The following is a 20,187-nucleotide window of genomic DNA, read 5'->3' as shown; positions in this document are numbered from 1 at the left end:
CCGCTACATGTAATTCTTGCTGGCCGCAGTGGCTATTTTGGCGATAAGTTGCGTCTAGCGTCAGTCTCTCACTAGGTCGCTAGTGGTATTGCGGGGTTAATTGGGGCTTGGGTTTTCCCTTGATCGCTGTTTCAAGTGTCAAATAAGGTTACAATGTGACGTCATTGAGGGTTGCATTGGGTGCAATTTTCAGGCTCGATAGAATTCACTGATATTTGTTATGAGTACTTCGCAAATCATTAAACTAAGCTCCAGTGACTCCGATGGGGGCAATCCTTACTCCGATGATTTTGATGGTGGGTTGGCTCTTGAAGAGGCGCCGCCTCAACTGAAGCGGCCACCTATGTATAAAGTCATCATGCTCAATGATGATTACACCCCCATGGATTTTGTTGTTGAGACTTTGGAGTTATTTTTTTCAGTAAACCGGGAGCGCGCCACACAGTTGATGTTGCAGGTTCACACACGGGGAAAAGCGGTGTGCGGTGTCTATACTCGGGATATAGCGGAGACAAAGGCCGCACAGGTCAATCAGTTCGCGCAAGAGAATGAGCACCCCCTGTTATGTGAAATTGAAGCGGACGAAAGCAAAGAGGATTGATTCTGACAAAAGCTGCATTGAACAAAGGGTCCCGTCACCTGAAGGGAATCAGCCAGGGTATAAACGCCGGCGAAGGGTGCGCGCCTACCAGTGGAGTCGGCGGGAAATATTGGCGATTAGGGTTTGAGGTTTAGATGCTCAGCAAGGACTTAGAGGTAACGCTTAATCTGGCGTTCAAGGGTGCTCGCGCGAAACGGCATGAATTCATGACCGTCGAGCACCTATTGCTGGCGCTCTTGGATAATGAATCCGCAGCAGATGTATTACATGCGTGCGGGGCGGATTTAAGTGCATTGCGCCGTGAATTGCTGGAGTTTGTAGACTCCACAACACCGTTGATCCCGGAGGCCGATACAGATCGCGAAACCCAGCCGACACTGGGCTTTCAGAGGGTCCTGCAAAGGGCTGTTTTTCACGTCCAGTCATCGGGTAAAAAGGAAGTCACCGGAGCTAATGTTCTGGTTGCCATTTTCTGTGAGCAGGAGAGCCAGGCTGTTTATTATCTGAAGCAGCAGAGTGTTGCGCGGATAGATGTGGTCAATTACATCACCCATGGAATTTCCCGTGTCGGCTCCAGTAGCAATAACCACCACCACAGTTCCGACGCGGCCCCCGAACAGGTCGATGAGGAAATTGGTGGGGGGGCTGAACCGGGTGGTTCCGACCCGCTGGAGAGCTATGCCACCAATCTTAACCAGGAGGCAATTCTCGGTCGTATTGATCCACTCGTGGGGCGTGCGCCCGAGGTAGAGCGCGTCACACAGGTGCTCGCCCGCCGCCGCAAGAATAACCCGCTGTTGGTGGGGGAGTCCGGCGTCGGTAAAACGGCGATTGCAGAGGGTCTGGCTCGCCGTATTGTCGATGAGGATATTCCCGAGCCCCTTAAAGAGAGCACAATTTACTCGCTGGATCTCGGCTCCCTGTTGGCGGGAACCAAGTACCGGGGCGATTTTGAGAAGCGCTTTAAGGCGCTGTTGGCGGAGCTTAAGAAGCGCGAGCACGCGGTGCTGTTTATCGATGAGATTCATACCATCATCGGTGCCGGCGCCGCTTCTGGCGGAGTGATGGATGCCTCCAACCTGCTCAAACCGCTGCTCTCCAGCGGCCAGTTGCGCTGTATCGGCTCCACTACCTTCACTGAGTATCGCGGCATCTTTGAAAAGGACCGCGCGCTGTCGCGCCGCTTCCAGAAGATCGATGTCAGCGAGCCCTCGGTCGAGGAGACCGTGCAGATTTTGCAGGGGCTCAGAAGCTGCTTTGAGGACCACCACAAGGTTCGCTTTACCGACGGGGCTCTGGATGCCGCTGCGCAACTCTCCAGTCGCCATATCACCGAGCGCTTCCTGCCGGACAAGGCCATCGATGTCATCGATGAGGCCGGAGCCTATCAGTCTCTGCTGCCTGCCGAGGAGCGCAAAGAGGTTATCGGGGTTTGTGAGATTGAGATGGTGATCGCCAAAATGGCGAGGATACCGGCCAAGAGTGTCTCTGCCTCCGATAAGGAGCAGTTATCACGTCTCGACGACAACCTGAAAATGGTGGTGTTTGGGCAGGATAGTGCCATTGATGCGCTGGGTACGGCGATCAAGTTAAGCCGCGCCGGGTTGGGGTCTGAAGAGAAGCCCATCGGCTCCTTCCTGTTTTCGGGGCCCACCGGTGTCGGCAAGACAGAACTCTGTCGTCAGCTGGCAAAAGTGATGGGTATCGAGCTGATTCGCTTCGATATGTCTGAATATATGGAGCGCCACACGGTTTCCCGCTTGATCGGCGCGCCGCCGGGATATGTCGGCTTTGATCAGGGCGGCCTGTTGACCGATGCGGTGACCAAGCACCCCCATAGTGTTGTACTGCTCGATGAAATTGAGAAGGCGCACCCCGAAGTATTCAACCTGTTGTTACAGGTAATGGATCACGGCACTCTGACAGATAACAACGGCCGCAAAGCGGACTTCCGCAATGTCATTTTGATTATGACGACCAATGCCGGGGCGGAGGTGATGAGCCGTCGCTCTATCGGTTTCTCCCATCAAGATCACTCCAGCGATGGTATGGAGGAGATCAAGAAGATGTTTACCCCGGAGTTCCGCAACCGCCTCGACAATATTATCCAGTTCCGCTCCCTGCCTCTGGAGGTGGTGAAGACGGTGGTAGATAAGTTTATCGTTGAGTTGCAGGCGCAGCTGGATGACTCCAAGGTGACACTGATCGTCGATGATGAGGCTCGCGAATGGCTGGCGGTGCGGGGTTATGACGAGAAGATGGGCGCGAGGCCGATGTCCCGCTTGATTCGCGACAAGCTGCGCAAACCCCTGGCGGAAGCCGTGCTGTTTGGCGAGCTGGCGGAAGAGGGCGGGCGTGTGTGCGTCACCATTGAGAACGATGAGCTGGCGATTAAGACAGCGGTGCCGGCCTGAGGTTAAGGTGAGTTAGCTTCAGGTAAGCAACAAAAAAGCCACCGCAAGGTGGCTTTTTTGTTTTTGGCCAAGCAGCCTCGCGGCTTTGGCCTCTGAGCAGATTAGCGCGCGCGGTACGTAATGCGGCCCTTGCTCAGGTCGTATGGAGTCAGCTCCACCTTCACCTTGTCACCGGTGAGAATGCGGATGTAGTTCTTGCGCATCTTTCCAGAGATGTGGGCAATTACCACGTGTCCGTTTTCCAGCTTTACGCGGAAAGTAGTGTTCGGCAGGGTGTCGATCACCTCGCCTTCCATTTCAATATAATCGTCTTTTGCCATGCGGCAGCAACCTTACAATAACGTGATCAGACCTTTACCCCGGAGGCTCTTTGGCCTAGCCGCGGCTTGACGGGCGAGCATTTTGCACGAAAAGGCAAGATAGAGCAAAGGGCGTGTGGGTTAAACTAGAGCGATTTAAGGCTCCAGCGGTTTTCTTTTAGCATTTCAATAGGGCGAAACTGGCTTTTATAGGCCATTTTATGGCACTGCTCGATCCAGTAGCCCAGGTAAAGATTGGATAGACCCAGGCGTCTGGCCCACTCAATCTGGTAGAGGATACAGTAGCTGCCCAGGCTCCGCTTGTCCTCCTCGGGATCGAAAAAAGTATAGATGGCTGACAGCCCTGCAGTCAGGATATCAGTCACCGCAACGGCAATCAGCTTGCCCCGCGCCCTCAGCTCGATATAGCGCGTGGCGCCCCAGGCCTGGCCGAGAAAGCTGCGATACTGCTCGCGGCTGGGCGGGTACATCTCCCCGTCGGCGTGGCGCTGCTCGATATAGCGGGCGTAGAGTTCGTAGTGTTCATCGGTATCGATGGACTCGACATGGAAGATGTCCAGATCCTTGTTGCGCTTCCAACAGCGGCGCTGGTTGCGGTCGGGGACAAACAGGCTTACCGGTACACGAGCCGGCACACAGGCGTGGCAGGTCGCGCACTGCGGGCGATAGAGGTAGGCGCCGCTGCGCCGGAAGCCCAGCTCGGAGAGACGGTTGTAGAGCCGTTGATCCACATCGGTTTGCGGATCGACAAATACCGTCGTCGCCTCCTGGTCCGGCAGGTAGCCGCAGGGGTGGGGCAGGGTGGCCAGTAGGCGCACCGAATCCAGCTGAGAATATTTACCCATAAGTCCACGAAAGCTTCCAGGGCTGCGGGAAAGGCGGCTGTTTAACGCCGTCCGCCAGCAGCTGTTCGAAATCCTGACGACATATTTCCACTGCGCCGAGGCTGCTGAGGTGAGGATTGCTCACCTGGCAGTCTATCAGTGGGCAGCCCCACAATTCTAATTGCCGGACGAGGTGGACAAAAGCGACTTTTGAAGCATCTGTCTCCCGGTGGAACATCGACTCTCCAAAAAATACCCGCCCCAAAGCAATACCATAGAGTCCACCTGCCAGCTGGCCATCCCGCCAAACCTCCACAGAGTGGGCGAGCCCTTGATGGTGCATATCGATATAGGCATCGCACATCTCATCGGTGATCCAGGTGCCGGTTTCATTCGCCCGGGGCTCTCGGCAGGCCTCGATGACGTCGGCGAAGGCGCGGTCAAAGGTGACTGAAAAGGTGCCCCGACGCAATACCTTGCGCAGCGTGCGGCCTATACGAAATTTCTCGGGGATGACCACGCAGCGGGGGGAGGGGCTCCACCACAGGATGGGCTGGTCTTCTGAATACCAGGGAAATATACCCCGCTGATAGGCTTCACTCAGCCACTCGGGGGTCAGGTCGCCACCGGCGGCCAGCAAGCCGTTGGGGTCGTCCAGTGCATGCTCGGTAGGGGGAAAGCCGACAACGCTGTGGTCGAGCCACATCAGGCGGCCTTGGGTGTTCCCTGCCACGATCTGACTCCTGTCGCTAGGGGGGAGGGCCGGGCAGAAAGATTTCTGCCCGGAGGTTCAAATTACTTCTCGGCGTCGAGGAAGCGCTCGGCGTCCAGAGCGGCCATACAGCCGGTGCCCGCAGAAGTTACCGCCTGGCGGTAGATGTGGTCGGATACGTCACCTGCAGCAAATACACCGGGAACAGAAGTCTGGGTGGCATTGCCATTCAGGCCGCTCTCCACAATGAGGTAACCCCCATTCATCTCGAGCTGGCCTTCAAAGATACCGGTATTCGGTTTGTGGCCGATAGCAATAAACACACCGGAAACGTCCAATTCCTGGGTGGTGTCATCCTGGGTGTTGCGCAGGCGCAGTCCAGTAACACCGCTATCATCCCCCAAAACCTCGTCCAGGGTGTTGTGCCAGCAGACTTTGATATTGCCGTTTTCCACTTTATCCATCAGGCGATCCTGAAGGATTTTCTCTGCGCGCAGCTCGTCGCGGCGGTGGATCAGGGTTACTTCACTGGCGATATTGGAGAGGTACAGGGCCTCTTCAACTGCCGTGTTGCCACCACCGATAACAGCGACTTTCTGATCGCGGTAGAAGAAACCGTCACAGGTTGCACAGGCGCTGACGCCGCGACCCTGGAACGCCTCTTCGGAGGGCAGGCCCAGATACTGAGCGGAAGCGCCAGTAGCGATAATCAGGGAGTCGCAGGTGTAGGTTTCATTGCCTTTCAGGGTGAAAGGGCGCTGCTTCAGATCGACAGATTCGATGTGGTCGAAGATGATTTCAGTTTCGAAGCGCTCTGCGTGCTGCTGCATTTGCACCATCAGGTCCGGACCTTGAAGTTCCGGAATGCCGCCCGGCCAGTTCTCTACTTCAGTGGTGGTGGTCAGCTGGCCACCCTGCTGCATACCAGTGATAACAACCGGGTTCAGGTTTGCGCGGGCAGCGTAGATCGCCGCAGTATAACCGGCGGGGCCTGAGCCGAGGATGATCAGTCGATGATGGTTATTGCTCATGAAGTACTCTTTAAAAAAACAGCCAATTTGTGAAGTTTACCCAATAGACTGGGAGCCTGTATGCCCGTCCATTTTTTGATCGGGCGAGGCTATTAAATTGGGCGATATAATAGGCGATATTTACAATCCGGCGAAATAGTTTGCTTTAATTTGTTCGATTGAGCGCGCCTATCCAGCCCGATCCAAGTGGCACCAGAGCTTGCTTCAAGCTTTGGATTAACTTTGGATATAGATTGTAAGATATTGAAAAATATAGAAAAGTTCCGATATTAAGCCAGGAGTTGCCGGCCTCTCTCGGTAGGAGGTGGGCGGAGAGGTAGGCGGATTCGCGCTATCCCGCTGAATCATTGGATACTGTCGCAATCAAAATAACCCTGCGCACAGTTCGCCACAGTGGTTGTGAGGGGGCGGTCCAGGCGATTGTCGGCGGCGTGTGCGGGAAAGGTGGAGGGCAATATACTTCGGCGATGATGCCAAATTGCATCTACCACACGTACAAATCGATCAATTTAGAAGAGAATACCGGCTGAGGGCGCTCCCCGTTTTTCAGCGCTATCACCAAATCACAAAAACCGTTAGATGCTGGGGCCCGGAAGGCGCAATCTGAAAGCGTAAATTGTAAAATGGTTTGATGGAGTGATTTTCTTCTGTAGGTAGTACAGAAGTTTGTCGAAAGGTTTGGAAATTTTGCTTTCCGCTAAACCCTGTCGAATCTATGTGGATATAAAAAGTACAGAATTATTGAGGTAAGCCATTGAAGGCCGAAAGTGCAACTGAAAAAAGCCCTGCGGAGAGTAATGCATTGCCAGACTCACTGATCGCCCGACTCGTTCGCGAAGGGGCCCTGATCAGTTTGCTGGCCGGTGCTCTGCTGCTCGCCATCAGCCTGTTAAGTTTTAGTGCAGAAGACCCGGGCTGGTCGCAGACGGGGAGTTCCCGGCAAGTGCACAACGCCATCGGTCCGGCCGGAGCTTGGCTGGCGGATGTGTGCCTGTCTCTGTTGGGGTGGATGGCCTACCTGTTCCCCTTGCTGATTGGTTTGCGGGCCTACCATATTTTGCGCGATCGCAATGCACGCTTTCACCTGCCCCTATTTGCCTTGAGGGTTTTTGGCCTGCTGCTGGTGCTGATCACTGGAGCGGCTATGGCGACTCTGTGTTTTGATCCCGCCGATCCCCCTCTGCCGTTTACCAATGGGGGCATTATTGGCAATGCCCTGTCTTCTGCGCTGGGATCAAGCCTCGGTTACGTTGGCGCCACCATTCTGCTGCTGGCCATATTTGCTATTGGTGTTACGGTATTTACCGGCTTGTCGTGGCTCAAGCTGGCGGAAACGATTGGTAAAAATGTCCTCGGCCTGTTTGCCCTGCTGGGCAGTCTCTACCAGCGCTGGCGCCAAAAACGCAACGAGCAAAGAGTTGCGCGGGAGGCGATCGTCGTGCGCAAGGCCGCTGTCGAGGAGGAGAAGCAGCGCGTGGCCAAGCGAATCCCCCCGAAGATCGAACCGGTTGCGCCCAAACCCAAGCAGAGCCCCAGGGCGGCAAAAGAAAAAAAGCAGCAGGAGCTTTTCAAAAATACGCCCGTTACCGGCACCCTGCCGCCGCTGGGCCTTCTCGATCCCGCAGATCAAAACAAGAAGGCCGGCTTTTCCAGGGAGTCCCTCGAAGCGCTGTCCCGTTTGTTGGAGCTTAAGCTGAAGGACTTTGGCGTTGTTGCCGAAGTGGTCTCTGTACTCCCCGGGCCGGTGGTAACGCGCTTTGAAATTCAGCCGGCGCCCGGCGTTAAAGTGAGCAAGATTTCCAACCTGGCAAAAGACCTGGCCCGCTCACTGGCGGTGATCAGTGTGCGCGTGGTCGAGGTAATTCCGGGCAAGTCGGTGGTGGGTATTGAGATTCCCAACGAAAACCGACAGATGGTGCGCCTCAGTGAAGTGTTGTCAGCGGATGTCTACGACAATGCCAAGTCGCCACTGACACTGGCACTGGGCCACGATATTTCCGGCCAGCCGGTAGTCGCCGACCTGGCCAAGATGCCCCACTTGTTGGTAGCGGGTACCACGGGCTCGGGTAAATCCGTCGGTATCAACGTGATGTTGTTGAGCCTGCTGTATAAATCCTCACCCGATGAAGTCCGCCTGATTCTGGTAGACCCGAAAATGTTGGAGCTCTCGGTGTACGAGGGCATTCCGCATTTGCTGACCCCGGTTATCACCGATATGAACGATGCGGCCAACGGTTTGCGCTGGTGTGTTGGTGAGATGGAACGCCGCTATAAATTGATGGCGGCAATGGGGGTGCGAAACCTGGCGGGCTTTAACCGCAAAGTGAGAGAGGCGGAAGAGGCCGGTGAACCGCTGATTGATCCTATCTGGCAGCCAGACCCCGCCTCCAGCGTACCGGAAGATGAACAAACCGCACCGGCACTGAAAGCGCTACCGGCCATCGTTGTGGTTATCGATGAATTTGCTGACATGATGATGATTGTCGGTAAAAAGGTCGAGCAGCTGATTGCACGAATTGCCCAGAAGGCCCGTGCTGCCGGTATCCATCTGTTGCTGGCAACTCAGCGCCCATCTGTGGATGTTATTACCGGCTTGATTAAAGCCAACGTACCCACTCGCATGGCGTTCCAGGTATCCTCCAAAGTGGATTCCCGCACAATTCTTGATCAGGGCGGTGCGGAACAGTTGTTGGGCCACGGTGACATGCTCTACCTGCCGCCGGGAAGTGGTGTGCCGGTGCGTGTCCACGGCGCTTTTGTCGATGATCACGAAGTGCATAAAGTTGTCGCCGACTGGGGGCGTCGCGGTGAGCCCGAGTATATCGACGGTATTGTCGATGACAGCAACAACAGCATCCCGGTACCGGGATTGCAGTCTGAAGGCGGTGAGGACGAAGACCCCGAAGCCGATGCGCTCTACGATGAAGCGGTCGCCTTCGTTACCAAGTCGCGCAAGGCATCAATTTCTTCTGTGCAGCGCCAGTTGCGGATTGGTTACAATCGCGCGGCTCGAATTATTGACGCCATGGAGGCGGCCGGGGTGGTCTCTCCAGCGGGCCACAACGGCAATCGAGAGGTGCTGGCGCCGCCGCCAGCCTGATAGAAGGTTAGCCCTCGGGGGCTGCTGGCGGGTTAAGCCACGGTTCACTTAGGCGGGGCTAATCTTTAAAAAATTAATATGTTGAGACCCTACTATGAAAAGAATTCTGCACGGTCTGCTGCTTTCAATCAGTGTTACCGCCAGCGCAGCCTGGGCTGATGCCACCGATGATCTGAGCGGTTTGCTCAAGCCGCTGGAGGCGCTTTCGGGCAATTTTAGCCAGACGCTGATCGATGAGCGCGGTGAAGTGACGCAAAAGAGCAATGGGAACTTTTCGGTGCAGCGCCCGGGTAAATTGCGCTGGAAAACCGGCGAGCCTTACCCCCAACTGCTGGTGACAAACAATAAGACCCTCTGGCTGTACGACCCTGACCTGGAGCAGGTGACAATCCGCCCGGTGGATGCCCGGATTAAAGATACTCCGGCGCTGTTACTGGGGGGCAAAGTCGAGGAGATCCGAGGCTCTTTTAATGTGAGTCTCAAAGACGGGGTTTATCATTTGACCCCCAAGAATCCATCGGCCCCATTTAAGGCCATGGAAATTCGCTTTGCCCAAAATGGCTTGCCGTCAGCGATGACTGTGCGCGATGGTATGGGCCAGACCACTGAAATCCAGTTCAGTGGTATTGAGGCGAACCCAAAACTCGCTGCCTCTATATTTGATTTTGAGCCCCCAGCCGGTACTGACATTATTAAAGATGAGTGATCTGTTCGATACCCCCAGAACCCACCAACCCCTCGCGGCCCGTATGCGGCCAACATCCCTGGCTCACTATGTGGGCCAGTCGCATTTATTGGGGCAGGGCAAACCTCTGCGCGAGGCGGTAGAGCGCGGCCAGCTGCACTCCATGATTTTGTGGGGGCCTCCCGGCGTCGGTAAAACCACCTTTGCGCGACTGCTGGCGGAGGAGTGCGATGCCCGCTTTGCCACGCTGTCTGCGGTACTCGCCGGGGTGAAAGATATTCGCCAGGCGGTGGCCGAAGCGGAGCAGCACCGCATACAATCGGGCCGCCACACCATTTTATTTGTCGATGAAGTGCATCGATTTAATAAAGGTCAACAGGATGCCTTTCTTCCCTATGTGGAAGAGGGCACCGTAACCTTTGTCGGTGCCACGACGGAGAACCCGTCTTTTGAACTGAACAATGCGCTTTTGTCCCGGTGCCGGGTCTATCTCTTGCGCAGTATTCCCGAAGCTGAGTTATTGGGGTTACTGCGCCACGCCCTGCAAACCGATCCGCAGTTGCGAGAGCGGAGCGTTAAGATTCCCGAGGAAGTGCTGGGTAAGATTGCCCGGGCTGCCGATGGGGATGCGCGCAGCGCCTTAAACTTGTTAGAGGTGGCCTGCGACTTGGCCAAAGAGGAGGGCGGGCGCCTGATCGTCGATGAGGACGTGCTCGCCGAGGTGCTCAGTGCCGATGTGCGCCGCTTTGATAAAGGCGGTGACTATTTCTACGATCAAATTTCAGCCATGCACAAATCCGTGCGGGGCTCGGACCCGGATGCGGCGCTCTACTGGTTTGTACGGATGTTGGACGGGGGCTGCGACCCACTGTATATCGCCCGTCGTGTGGTGCGTATGGCCAGTGAAGATATTGGCAATGCGGACCCAAGGGCGTTGCAGTTGTCACTCAATGCCTGGGACGTGCAGGAGCGCCTCGGCAGTCCCGAGGGTGAATTGGCTATCGCCCAGGCCATTACCTACCTGGCGGTAACGGCAAAGAGCAATGCGGTGTACTCCGCTTACAATCGCGCGGTGGCGGATGTCCGGCGCGAACCCAGCTACGAAGTGCCGGTGCATTTGCGCAATGCACCCACCAAGCTGGCAAAAAGCCTGTCCCACGGTGCGGAGTATCGCTACGCTCACGACGAGCCCGATGCTTTTGCGGCAGGGGAGAATTACTTTCCCGAAGAGATTGCCGAGCGCGAGTACTACCAGCCGGTTCCCCGAGGGTTGGAGTTAAAGATTTCAGAAAAACTGCAAATGTTGCGCCGCTTAAATCGCGAGAGTGACAAGCAGCGTTACCGAGAGCCAAGATAGAAGGAAACGGGTCAATGCAGTGGCTGGCAGTCGCCTTGGGTGGCGCACTTGGGGCGGTTCTTCGCCACCTGGTGAGTATTTGGAGTTACCCGGTATTCGAGGGCCGCTTTCCTCTGGGAACGCTAATCGTCAATATTGCGGGTTCTTTTTTGATCGGCATCGTGTATGTGCTGATCGCCCAGCGGGCCATGTTGGGGGAGGAGTGGCGCCTATTATTAATGACGGGGATGCTTGGCGCGCTGACAACCTTCTCCACTTTCTCCCTCGAAAGCCTGATACTGTGGCACAATGGCCAACCGTTGGTAGCCCTTGGCTATATTGTCGGCAGCCTTGTAAGTTGTCTGTTGGCTACCACTGCTGCTGTCGCTCTGGCGACGCGGTATTTTTAATTTAACTTCTTTGTTGTAGGAGCCTGATAACAGGCGAACTGGAAACGATGCTCGATCCCAAACTGATTCGCACGGATATGGACCTGGTGGCCACCGCCCTGAAAAAGCGCGGTGTAGAACTGGATACTGCTAAACTTGAAGCCCTTGAAGAGCGCCGCAAAGAATTGCAGGTGCGCACCGAGAGTTTGCAAAACGAGCGCAATAGCAAGTCGAAAAATATCGGCCGTGCCAAGGCAAATGGTGAAGATATTGCTCCGCTCCTTAAAGAGGTGGAGTCCCTCGGTGGTGAATTGCAAGATGCCAAGCATGCACTGACTGAATTGCAGGAAGAGCTGGATGCAATTTTGTCCGCAATCCCCAATTTGCCGGACGCCTCGGTACCCGAAGGCGAGAGTGAAGACGATAACGTAGAAATTCGCCGCTGGGGTCAGCCGCGCACTTTTGATTTTGAAGTTAAAGACCATGTCGATCTGGGTACACAGCTCAATGGCCTCGATTTTGAGATGGCGGTGAAGCTCACCGGCTCTCGCTTTGCGGTTATGAGTGGTGATATTGCACGCCTGCACCGCGCCCTGGCACAGTTTATGCTGGATACGCATGTTGAAGAGCATGGCTACCAGGAAACCAATGTACCGGTGGTAGTGAACGGTGACTCCCTGTACGGCACTTCCCAGTTGCCCAAATTTGGGGAAGACCTGTTCAAGCTGAAAGATGATCGCGGTTTCTACCTGATCCCGACTGCGGAAGTCCCCCTCACCAATATGTATCGCGATCATATTGTTGAAGATGGTGCGAGCCTGCCGCATAAATTGGTTGCCCACACTACCTGCTTCCGCTCTGAAGCCGGCTCCCACGGCCGCGATACCCGCGGCATGATTCGCCAGCACCAGTTTGAAAAGGTGGAATTGGTTTGGGTGGCGCGCCCGGATCAGTCGGAAGAGGCCCTGGAAACCCTCACGCAAAATGCCGAGACCATTTTGCAGAAGCTAAACCTGCCATACCGCACAGTGATTCTCTGCGGTGGCGATATCGGTTTCTCCGCGCGTAAGACCTACGATATTGAAGTTTGGATTCCGTCCCAGGATAAGTACCGCGAGATATCCTCTTGCTCCCTGGTAGGTGACTTCCAGGCGCGCCGAATGAAGGCACGCTGGCGCAACCCGGAAACCAATAAGCCCGAATTGGTGCACACACTGAATGGCTCCGGCCTCGCCGTGGGTCGTACCCTTATCGCAGTTCTGGAAAATTACCAGCGCGAGGATGGCAGTATTGAGGTGCCGGAAGTATTGCGGCCCTATATGCGAGGCCAGGAAGTGATCTCAGCTTCCTGAGCGTAGCACTCCAAAAGGGCGAGCGTAGAGTTCGCCCTTTTTTGTTTGTAGTAATGAGTTTCACTTTGCCCGCTATTTGATGGAATAAGAAGTTGCGTTATTTACCCCTCGCATTTGATGTCAAAGATTATCCCTGTTTGATTGTTGGCGGTGGTTCCATCGCCACGCGTAAGGCCCGCTTACTGCGCAAAGCTGGGGCACGCTTATTGGTGGTATCCCCGCAAATCACCGATGAGCTTCAGCAAATGGTGGCGGATTCTGCTGGGGAGTGGTTTCAAGCTGCCTATTCGAGCGAGCATTTGCAGAAAGTGGGGCTGGTGGTAGCCGCATCCGATAGTGAATCGGTTAATGCGCAGGTTTCAGTCGACGCCCAGGCCCAGCGCCTTCCGGTCAATGCGGTGGATGCCCCGGAGTTGTGCACCTTTACCTTCCCGGCCATTGTGGAGCGCGGCGATCTGTCTATTGGAATTAGCAGCGGTGGCGCAGCGCCAGTATTGGCCCGCAGAATTCGCGCTCAGCTCGAAGCGCTGTTATCACCGGGGCTGGGCCCACTGGTGACTTTGGCGGCGCGAATGCGCGACAGGGTGAAAGCGGCACTGCCTGAATCTCGCCGCAAAAACTTTTGGGAGTGGGTATTTGCCGGTCCCGTTGCCAACCGAATGGAAGCGGGGCAGTCGGCAGATGCAGAGCGGGTACTTGTGGATGCGCTTCGAGATTGGCAGGGGAGCCCCAAGCCGATAGGTGAAGTCTACCTGGTGGGCGGAGGCCCTGGAGATCCGGACCTGCTCACTTTTCGCGCGCTGCGCTTGATGCAACAGGCCGATGTGGTGCTCTACGATCGCCTGGTCTCAGCGGAAGTGATGGAGTTGGTGCGCCGGGATGCGGAGCGGATTTATGTGGGCAAGCGCAAGGCTTTTCATGCGGTGCCCCAGGAGGATATCAACCAGCTACTGGTGGATTTGGCCAGCCAAGGCAAAAAAGTATTGCGCCTTAAAGGGGGGGATCCCTTTATTTTTGGCCGCGGTGGCGAGGAAATAGATAAGCTGTCAGAGGCGGGTATTCCGTTCCAGGTAGTGCCGGGAATTACCGCCGCTTCCGGTTGTGCCAGCTATGCGGGTATTCCGCTGACCCACCGGGATCACGCGCAGTCTGTGCGTTTTATTACCGGGCACCTGAAAGAGGGCGGTCTGGACCTTCCCTGGCAGGAGCTTGCGGGCCCGGCACAGACCCTGGTGTTCTATATGGGGCTCACGGGCTTGCCAACGATTTGTGCCGAACTGATCAAGCACGGACTCGATGCGAGTACGCCGGCGGCCCTGGTTGAAAAGGGTACGACACGAGATCAGCGAGTGGTTGTCGGTGATTTGAGCAGTTTGCCGGCACTTGCGGAAAATAGTGAGGTTCGCGCACCAACACTCACTATTATCGGCGGGGTAGTGAGCCTGCATGAAAAACTTCAGTGGTACCAGCCGACCCGGGAGAGTTAGCAGCGGCATCTGCGCCGATTGGGAGTACCTATACTCAGGAGGTACTCCCAGGGGGTGTTCAAAATGCTATTTGCATTTATTCGCTTCTATTGCAGCAAGGCCATGGGATTTTTCCTCCCGCCAGTGCGTGAAATCGTTATTCCTTCAGCGCAAGATAGCCACACTCGGCGCTACACCTATGCTTACCAGCAAAAGAAAGGTTGGGTAAAAAAATTTTGGCTGGTATCGATAACGCTAATGCTGTGTTTTCCTATACTGCCTTTTGTTCTAACTCTCGCCATCTTTACTACATTTTTATCTTTTGCCATTCTCGATGAGAGTGTCTGATCTCAATAGCCCGTTGAGCCTAATTCAGTGTGAGTCGGTAGCGGGCCTCGCGCTCGACAAATGGTGAAGCATTTCCCTCAACCCAATCCCGGTGGCCATTGCCGAAAAAGGGTGACAGTGGATGGGCACTTTGGCCTGTGGCCATATGGAAAATACCACTGGAATCCCGCCCCGGAGATACGACTAAACGCTGGGAGGCGCCGTGAGTCGGGGTCTGGAAGCGGGGCATATGCGTGTCCCCGGCGAGAGGGTCGGCCGGCATGGCCAGAAACCAGTTGAGCAGTGGGATTGCCCTGCCCAGTGGATGCTGAATCTTGGCCCTGTTTTCGACTCCCCAAGACTGCCGCTTGAGGGGCAGGTTATCGGAGCTCATTTTCTCCAGCACTTGATCCAGGGCGGCGAGCTTTATTGCGTTCCAGGATTCAAAGTCTGGATTGAGAAGTTGCGGGGGCTCCTGCTGAACCATTTCCCACAGTGGGTATTCAAATTGGTGCTTGAGTTGGCCAAAAGAAAAATTGGGCTGGTAGCGGCGCATATACGTCAAAATTGGCGCTGTTGTCAGCTCCATCAACTTGAGGCGATAGTTGCGAACAATGCGATAGCCCACCGAGTCGATACTGGCTCGCGCCCCCCAGTTTTGAATTTGTTCATATATCTCGCGGTAGTCCTCCCGCTTCTCAAGCAGGGCGAGCAGGTGCTGTTGCCAGCGTTCGAGGAATAGGGCCCGATCATCGAGTTGGATATTCAGCAGATCGCGCTCATGGAATTGCTCCCGGGCGAAAAGCTGATCGCGAATCTGTTGCTGGCGGGCGCCCAGTGCATAACCGTGGTTGCCCATCAGTTCCAGGTAGTTTCCATCGACAATGCGGGCATTGGCACTCCAAATTCGGCCGGACTTTGGGTTGTACAGGTGGGGTTGCTGCTGTGAAGGCAAATAGCCATCCCAGTAGGCGCCGCCATCTGCCCAGCTGACCGATCGACTGCCATCAAAGCCCACTCGCTTGGGGATAGCGCCGGCGACAGACCAGCCAATATTGCCCGCGCTGTCGCCCACCACCAGGTTCTGGTGGGGAATGCCTATTGAGGCGGCAAGATTCAGCGCTTCTGCGGCACTGCGGGCCTCCTCCATATTGAGTAGGTTCATATTGGCGCCGGAGATATCGTGTGCAACCCAGCGAAACGCGAGGGGGACTCCGTGGTGGTTTGTGCCGATCACGGGCCCCCAGATAGTGGTGCGCACTTCGATGATTTTTGCATCGCGGCCCTTGATCGCGATAGATTCTGTCTCGCGGCCAAAACGTCTCCAGCCCTCGGGTGTTTTATATTGATCTCCGTCCTCGCTGAGTTCCAGGGGGATCAGATCGCTCCAGTCGCCACCGGTGTTGGTGAATCCCCAGGCAACCAGGCCGTTACTGCCCGCAACTGTAATTGGGCCACCGGGCAGTGTGACACCGCGAACAAATCGGTCGCTGCCGGGAATACCCCAGCCGGCCCGAAACCAGATATTGGGAACATTGAGCCCGAGGTGCATATCGTTGGCAAGAATCGCAGCGCCGTGTACGGTCAAGTTGCCGCCGACAACCCAATTGTTACTGCCATAAATTTTGTCATCACTTTCCATCGACTGGTAGACGATAGAATCCCGATCCCCCAAGAGGGTCGAAATTGGGGTTTCGGGAATGCTGACTTTTTTGCGTGCCTTGCCAAATAATGGTGCATCCCATTGCCCGCCTTTGGGAAAATAGAACGCGTATAGATCCGCTGGAAGTAATTCGGCTAAAGCGGTATCGCGCAACTCAAAACTACCCCGTTCACTTTGCAGTGTCAGGTACATGCTGTAGATAGTTAACAGGCTGTCAGCAGAATTCCAGGGGCGGGGCTCCTGGCCGAGTAAGGCGTACTCCCAGGGCTTTGCCGAGAGGTGATTGAGACCGAAATTAACGCCGTTGACATAGTGCTCCAGTAGCATTTTCTGTGGCGCAGGCATTGCGGAAATATTGCGCTCCGCTCGCTGGCGGAATTGATGTTGGCGCACTTTTTGGTCGTGCTTTACTGTTGTATGCCCCAGTAATTCTGATAACTCTCCTGCGGAGCTTCTCCGCAACAAATCCATTTGGAAAAAGCGCTCCTGCGCATGTAAAAAACCCAGGGCGAAGGCCGAACTATTTCGGTTTTCCGAATGGATTAATGGGACTCCCTGTATATCCCGTTCAATAGTAACTGAATTTTTTAATTCTCCCGTGGCGATGGTGCCGTCGAGAGCCGGCAAACTTTGCCGCAGCCAGATCCAGAAGCCCATTAAAAATAAAATAATCAGAGCTAAAACACTGATAGCAAGGACCGGTAGATACCGCTTGGAAAATAGAAATTTTGCCATTGTGATTGCCGCTAAATCCCTGGATTAATGTCGATAATACTTTGCCGTGCAGTTTGAGTTTCACCGACAAAGTTACCGTGGGGGAGCAGAGGGTAACTTTTGGTGACAACACTCCAGCCTTATAGCCCCGGATTTTCCTGTCTTTCGCTGCTATCTACCGAAGAACTGACCAGTCACAAGAAAAAAGTCATTACAGGCTTTTCAATAGGAAAACGCAACCGTAAGATGGCGTGCAATAACAAAAACAACAACCAGTCGAAAACATCAGGCGGTATAACAATAAACGCGAGGACGCGATGATGCACGATGTTGGTAGAGCTGTAATAAACCGTAAATTCAATTTTTCTATTCTCCCCGGAGTCATTGCTCTTCTCACTGCTGTGGCTTCTCACGTTCACGCCGCAGAAATTGAAGAAGTTGTGGTTACCGCACAGAAGCGAGCAGAAAACCTGCAAGAAGTGCCTATCGCGATTTCCGCTTTCACCGGGGAAAATATAAAGGAAGCCGGTGTCAAAAATCTGACCGAGTTGGGGAAATATACGCCGGGCGTGGAAATGCACAATGATACCGCCCTGCAACCGACTTACAGTATTCGCGGGGTGCAAACTAACGATTGGACAGTGGGCTCCGATCCTGCGGTAGCCGTTTATGTGGATGGGGTCTATACCGGCCGCAGTGCGGGTGCAGAGATACCACTGACCGATATTGAACGGGTCGAAGTTCTCAAGGGTCCACAGGGTACGCTATTTGGTCGCAATGCTACCGGTGGCGCGATTCATATTATTACCACCAAGCCCCAGGCGGATGACTCTACAGAACTGAACCTGACAGCCGGTAATTATGGGCGTCAGTCAACGGATTTATTGGTCAATCGTCAGATCAGTGACAACCTGTATGGGCGTTTTTCCGCGTCAACCAATCGCCGCGATGCCTTCGCCGATAATTTGGCCAATGGTTTTTCTGCCGGGGATCAGGACACTCAGACCTATCGCGCCTCTTTGTTATGGGAGCCATCTAGCGATACCGAAGTCTTGTGGCGTGCCGATTACGGTGTGATGGATCAGGGCAGTGCTCTGCGGACAACAATTATCCCCAGCCTGAAAGGGGAAACCGATGTCTTTGGTGATTACGCCCTGGATACGCCGACGATTGAAGATCGGGATTCCTTTGGCACCTCCCTGACCATCAGCAAAGATTTCGATAACTTCACCTTTACCTCGATTACTGCTTACCGTGAGTTCGATGCGCATCTGCAACAGGATGAGGATGGCACCGCCAACCCAGACTATATGTTTGGCTCCGCGAATACGGATGATCAAAGCCAGTTCTCCCAGGAATTCCGCCTCAACGGCACTACCGATACTATCAAATGGACTCTGGGCGCCTCATATTCTGAAGAAGAGGTGGATCACACCACTTACGCCAATTTTACCACCGGCTCGGTGGAGTCCTTTGCCGTGTATGAGGGGGTCAAGGCTGCCTATCCAGATTTGACCCAGACCGAGCAGGAGGAGCTGGCGGTTATCACCCGTACGCAGTTACAGCAGGCGGGTCTGGAGGGAATTGCCAGCGCCTCCTTTGTTTACGATTTATTGGTGCAAAGGGGAGATATATCCGCACTGCTCAGCGAGCTCGGCTACCCGGACTCAATTAGTGCGGAAATGCTTCACGCGGATGATATGATCGGACAAATGATGGCGGGCTTTAATCCCTGGATAGCCTCGGATGCGCCTTGGGGGGAAAGTGTACGCAACACCGGTGATTACAAGTCAACGGCCATCTACGGCGATATGACCTGGAGTCTTACCGACAAGATGGATCTGACTGTCGGTGCCCGCTATACCTACGATCAGAAAGATTTCACCATCCAGACGGCCTATAACAACTATATTCCCCTGTCATTTTCCGGCGGAACGGTAAACTTGGTCGATGAAGATGGCAATTTTGTAGGCTCTATCTATATGCCTACACTTGACCTCGGGTCTGAGTTATTTGGCATTGTGTTTTACAATAATGGCCAGCCTGTTTTGGACGATAAACTCAGCGATAGCTGGAGCGATTTATCTGGGCGTATAGTATTGGATTATCGTTGGAATGACGATGTAATGACCTACCTCTCCCTGGCAGATGGCTTCAAAGCTGGCGGATTTAACAGTCTTAACTTTGGTCCCGGGGTGGAGTCATCATTCGACCAGGAAGATGTTGTTAACTTGGAGGTTGGCCTTAAGAGCAGCTTGTTCGACAACCGGGTGCGCTTGAATACCTCAGTTTACACCTATGAATACAGCAATCTGCAAGAGCTGGATTTAGTCGGCACCCCGATTCCCGGTTATAATCTGCGGAATTCAGATGCAGAGGGTACCGGGGCGGAGATTGAAGTGCAGTGGGCAGTAACAGAGAGCCTGTTTATTGCCGGTAACTATTCCTATCTGGATACAGAGTTTACCGATTACCAGATCATTGAGGCGATTGGTGAGACAGATGAGGACTCGAAAGTAGGCCAGTCCCGGGTATCAACGCCGGAGCACAAACTCAACCTTATGGCTGAATATACTGTAGCGCTGGCCTCTGGGGGAGAGCTTTTATTCCGTGGCGATTACAATTGGACGGATGAACGCATAGGTTCAATTACGGATCGCACACGGATTGTAGACGATTACCAGTTGTTTAACTTGCGAGGAGCTTGGAACAGCCCTTCAGATAGTTACTCCCTGGCGCTTTGGGTGCAGAATTTGACCGACGAAGAAATCGCCGGCGGTTACGGTGGTACCGGTGCTGCTATTGGTGCCAGCCCCGCTTGGCGCTTTATGCCGAGAATGTACGGTGCAGATTTGACCGTCCGATTTTAATTAACCCGTGGGTTAATACGGCACAGGGAGGTGTTGTTGTCGAATAAAGACGCTTCTGAAAATCTTATGCAGATATGGTGAGATAATTCAGGGCTTCTCAAGTAGACGATAACCGATAAGGTCTGTATGAGGTGAAAAATACCCATAGTTTGAAATGGGGTGTACAGAAGTTAACGAACCCGCTTGGTTTTGGTTCTTGATTGATTTTATTAGTGTATTCCTGTCAGCATGACGAGAGAGTGGGCCGGTTTATCCGGCCCTTTTTTTTATTTCCGCATAAAAAGAAAAATAAACTGGCACAGATATCCCCCTGTTAAATAGCGAGCCCGTAGGTTTACGCCTAAAACTGCGTATGATGATTTCAACAGAGAGGCAATGTATCC

General features: G+C 54.3%; 15 protein-coding genes. 10 read left to right on the top strand and 5 right to left on the bottom strand.

Features of this window, described 5'->3' with window-relative positions; translation table 11 throughout:
• Positions 1 to 220 precede the first annotated feature (220 nt).
• The gene (gene clpS / locus ACJJIK_RS05000; protein ID WP_444930885.1) at positions 221 to 601 is read left to right on the top strand and encodes an ATP-dependent Clp protease adapter ClpS; all 381 of its coding nucleotides are present in this window, start codon (positions 221 to 223) and stop codon (positions 599 to 601) included.
• 134 nt (positions 602 to 735) lie between these two features.
• A complete protein-coding gene (clpA, locus tag ACJJIK_RS04995) occupies positions 736 to 3,015 on the top strand; it encodes an ATP-dependent Clp protease ATP-binding subunit ClpA (protein ID WP_444930886.1) in 2,280 nt (759 codons plus the stop codon).
• A gap of 101 nt (positions 3,016 to 3,116) precedes the next feature.
• On the opposite strand, the gene infA is transcribed toward clpA, so the two are convergent.
• The 4 genes from infA to trxB form a co-directional block, all read right to left on the bottom strand.
• On the bottom strand, positions 3,117 to 3,335 hold the full coding sequence (gene infA, locus ACJJIK_RS04990; protein WP_010130378.1) for a translation initiation factor IF-1: 219 nt from the start codon (positions 3,333 to 3,335) through the stop codon (positions 3,117 to 3,119).
• A gap of 125 nt (positions 3,336 to 3,460) precedes the next feature.
• Positions 3,461 to 4,180, bottom strand: coding sequence for an arginyltransferase (locus ACJJIK_RS04985; protein WP_444930887.1), 720 nt, complete (start codon positions 4,178 to 4,180; stop codon positions 3,461 to 3,463).
• The gene (aat, locus tag ACJJIK_RS04980) at positions 4,173 to 4,865 is read right to left on the bottom strand and encodes a leucyl/phenylalanyl-tRNA--protein transferase (protein WP_444945038.1); all 693 of its coding nucleotides are present in this window, start codon (positions 4,863 to 4,865) and stop codon (positions 4,173 to 4,175) included. Before aat ends, ACJJIK_RS04985 begins: the two co-directional genes overlap by 8 nt.
• An 89-nt stretch (positions 4,866 to 4,954) precedes the next feature.
• Positions 4,955 to 5,902: a thioredoxin-disulfide reductase gene (gene trxB, locus ACJJIK_RS04975; protein ID WP_444930888.1), complete on the bottom strand. Its 948-nt coding sequence runs from the start codon at positions 5,900 to 5,902 to the stop codon at positions 4,955 to 4,957.
• Between the two features lie 754 nt (positions 5,903 to 6,656).
• On the opposite strand from trxB, the gene ACJJIK_RS04970 reads away from it, so the two are divergent.
• From ACJJIK_RS04970 to ACJJIK_RS04940, 7 genes are all read left to right on the top strand, one after another.
• A complete protein-coding gene (locus tag ACJJIK_RS04970) occupies positions 6,657 to 9,002 on the top strand; it encodes a DNA translocase FtsK (RefSeq protein ID WP_444930889.1) in 2,346 nt (781 codons plus the stop codon).
• A 94-nt stretch (positions 9,003 to 9,096) separates the two neighbouring features.
• Complete coding sequence (lolA, locus tag ACJJIK_RS04965; RefSeq protein WP_444930890.1) at positions 9,097 to 9,708, top strand: outer membrane lipoprotein chaperone LolA; 612 nt, start codon at positions 9,097 to 9,099, stop codon at positions 9,706 to 9,708.
• Positions 9,701 to 11,044 (top strand): replication-associated recombination protein A, encoded by a 1,344-nt coding sequence (locus ACJJIK_RS04960; protein WP_444944401.1) that lies wholly within the window; start codon positions 9,701 to 9,703, stop codon positions 11,042 to 11,044. The genes lolA and ACJJIK_RS04960 overlap by 8 nt, the downstream gene beginning before the upstream one ends.
• 14 nt (positions 11,045 to 11,058) lie before the next feature.
• Positions 11,059 to 11,433, top strand: coding sequence for a fluoride efflux transporter CrcB (crcB, locus tag ACJJIK_RS04955; RefSeq protein WP_444930892.1), 375 nt, complete (start codon positions 11,059 to 11,061; stop codon positions 11,431 to 11,433).
• 47 nt (positions 11,434 to 11,480) lie between these two features.
• A complete protein-coding gene (gene serS, locus ACJJIK_RS04950; RefSeq protein WP_444944400.1) occupies positions 11,481 to 12,764 on the top strand; it encodes a serine--tRNA ligase in 1,284 nt (427 codons plus the stop codon).
• 92 nt (positions 12,765 to 12,856) lie between these two features.
• A complete protein-coding gene (gene cysG, locus ACJJIK_RS04945; RefSeq protein ID WP_444944399.1) occupies positions 12,857 to 14,251 on the top strand; it encodes a siroheme synthase CysG in 1,395 nt (464 codons plus the stop codon).
• A gap of 63 nt (positions 14,252 to 14,314) precedes the next feature.
• Positions 14,315 to 14,578 carry a hypothetical protein gene (locus tag ACJJIK_RS04940; protein ID WP_444944398.1) on the top strand — a complete coding sequence of 88 codons (264 nt, stop codon included), beginning with the start codon at positions 14,315 to 14,317 and terminating at the stop codon, positions 14,576 to 14,578.
• A 19-nt stretch (positions 14,579 to 14,597) separates the two neighbouring features.
• Here the strand turns inward: ACJJIK_RS04940 and ACJJIK_RS04935 are convergent, their stop codons facing one another.
• A complete protein-coding gene (locus tag ACJJIK_RS04935) occupies positions 14,598 to 16,955 on the bottom strand; it encodes a penicillin acylase family protein (protein WP_444944397.1) in 2,358 nt (785 codons plus the stop codon).
• 299 nt (positions 16,956 to 17,254) lie between these two features.
• Here ACJJIK_RS04935 and ACJJIK_RS04930 point away from each other — a divergent pair, with 299 nt between their 5' ends.
• Complete coding sequence (locus ACJJIK_RS04930) at positions 17,255 to 19,804, top strand: TonB-dependent receptor (protein ID WP_444944396.1); 2,550 nt, start codon at positions 17,255 to 17,257, stop codon at positions 19,802 to 19,804.
• Positions 19,805 to 20,187: the final 383 nt, after the last annotated feature.

It is taken from the genome of Microbulbifer regidiadema (SeqCode), from assembly GCF_052466995.1.
The sequence above is the reverse complement of the archived record's forward strand: the minus strand, read 5'-3'. Positions and strand labels throughout refer to the sequence as shown.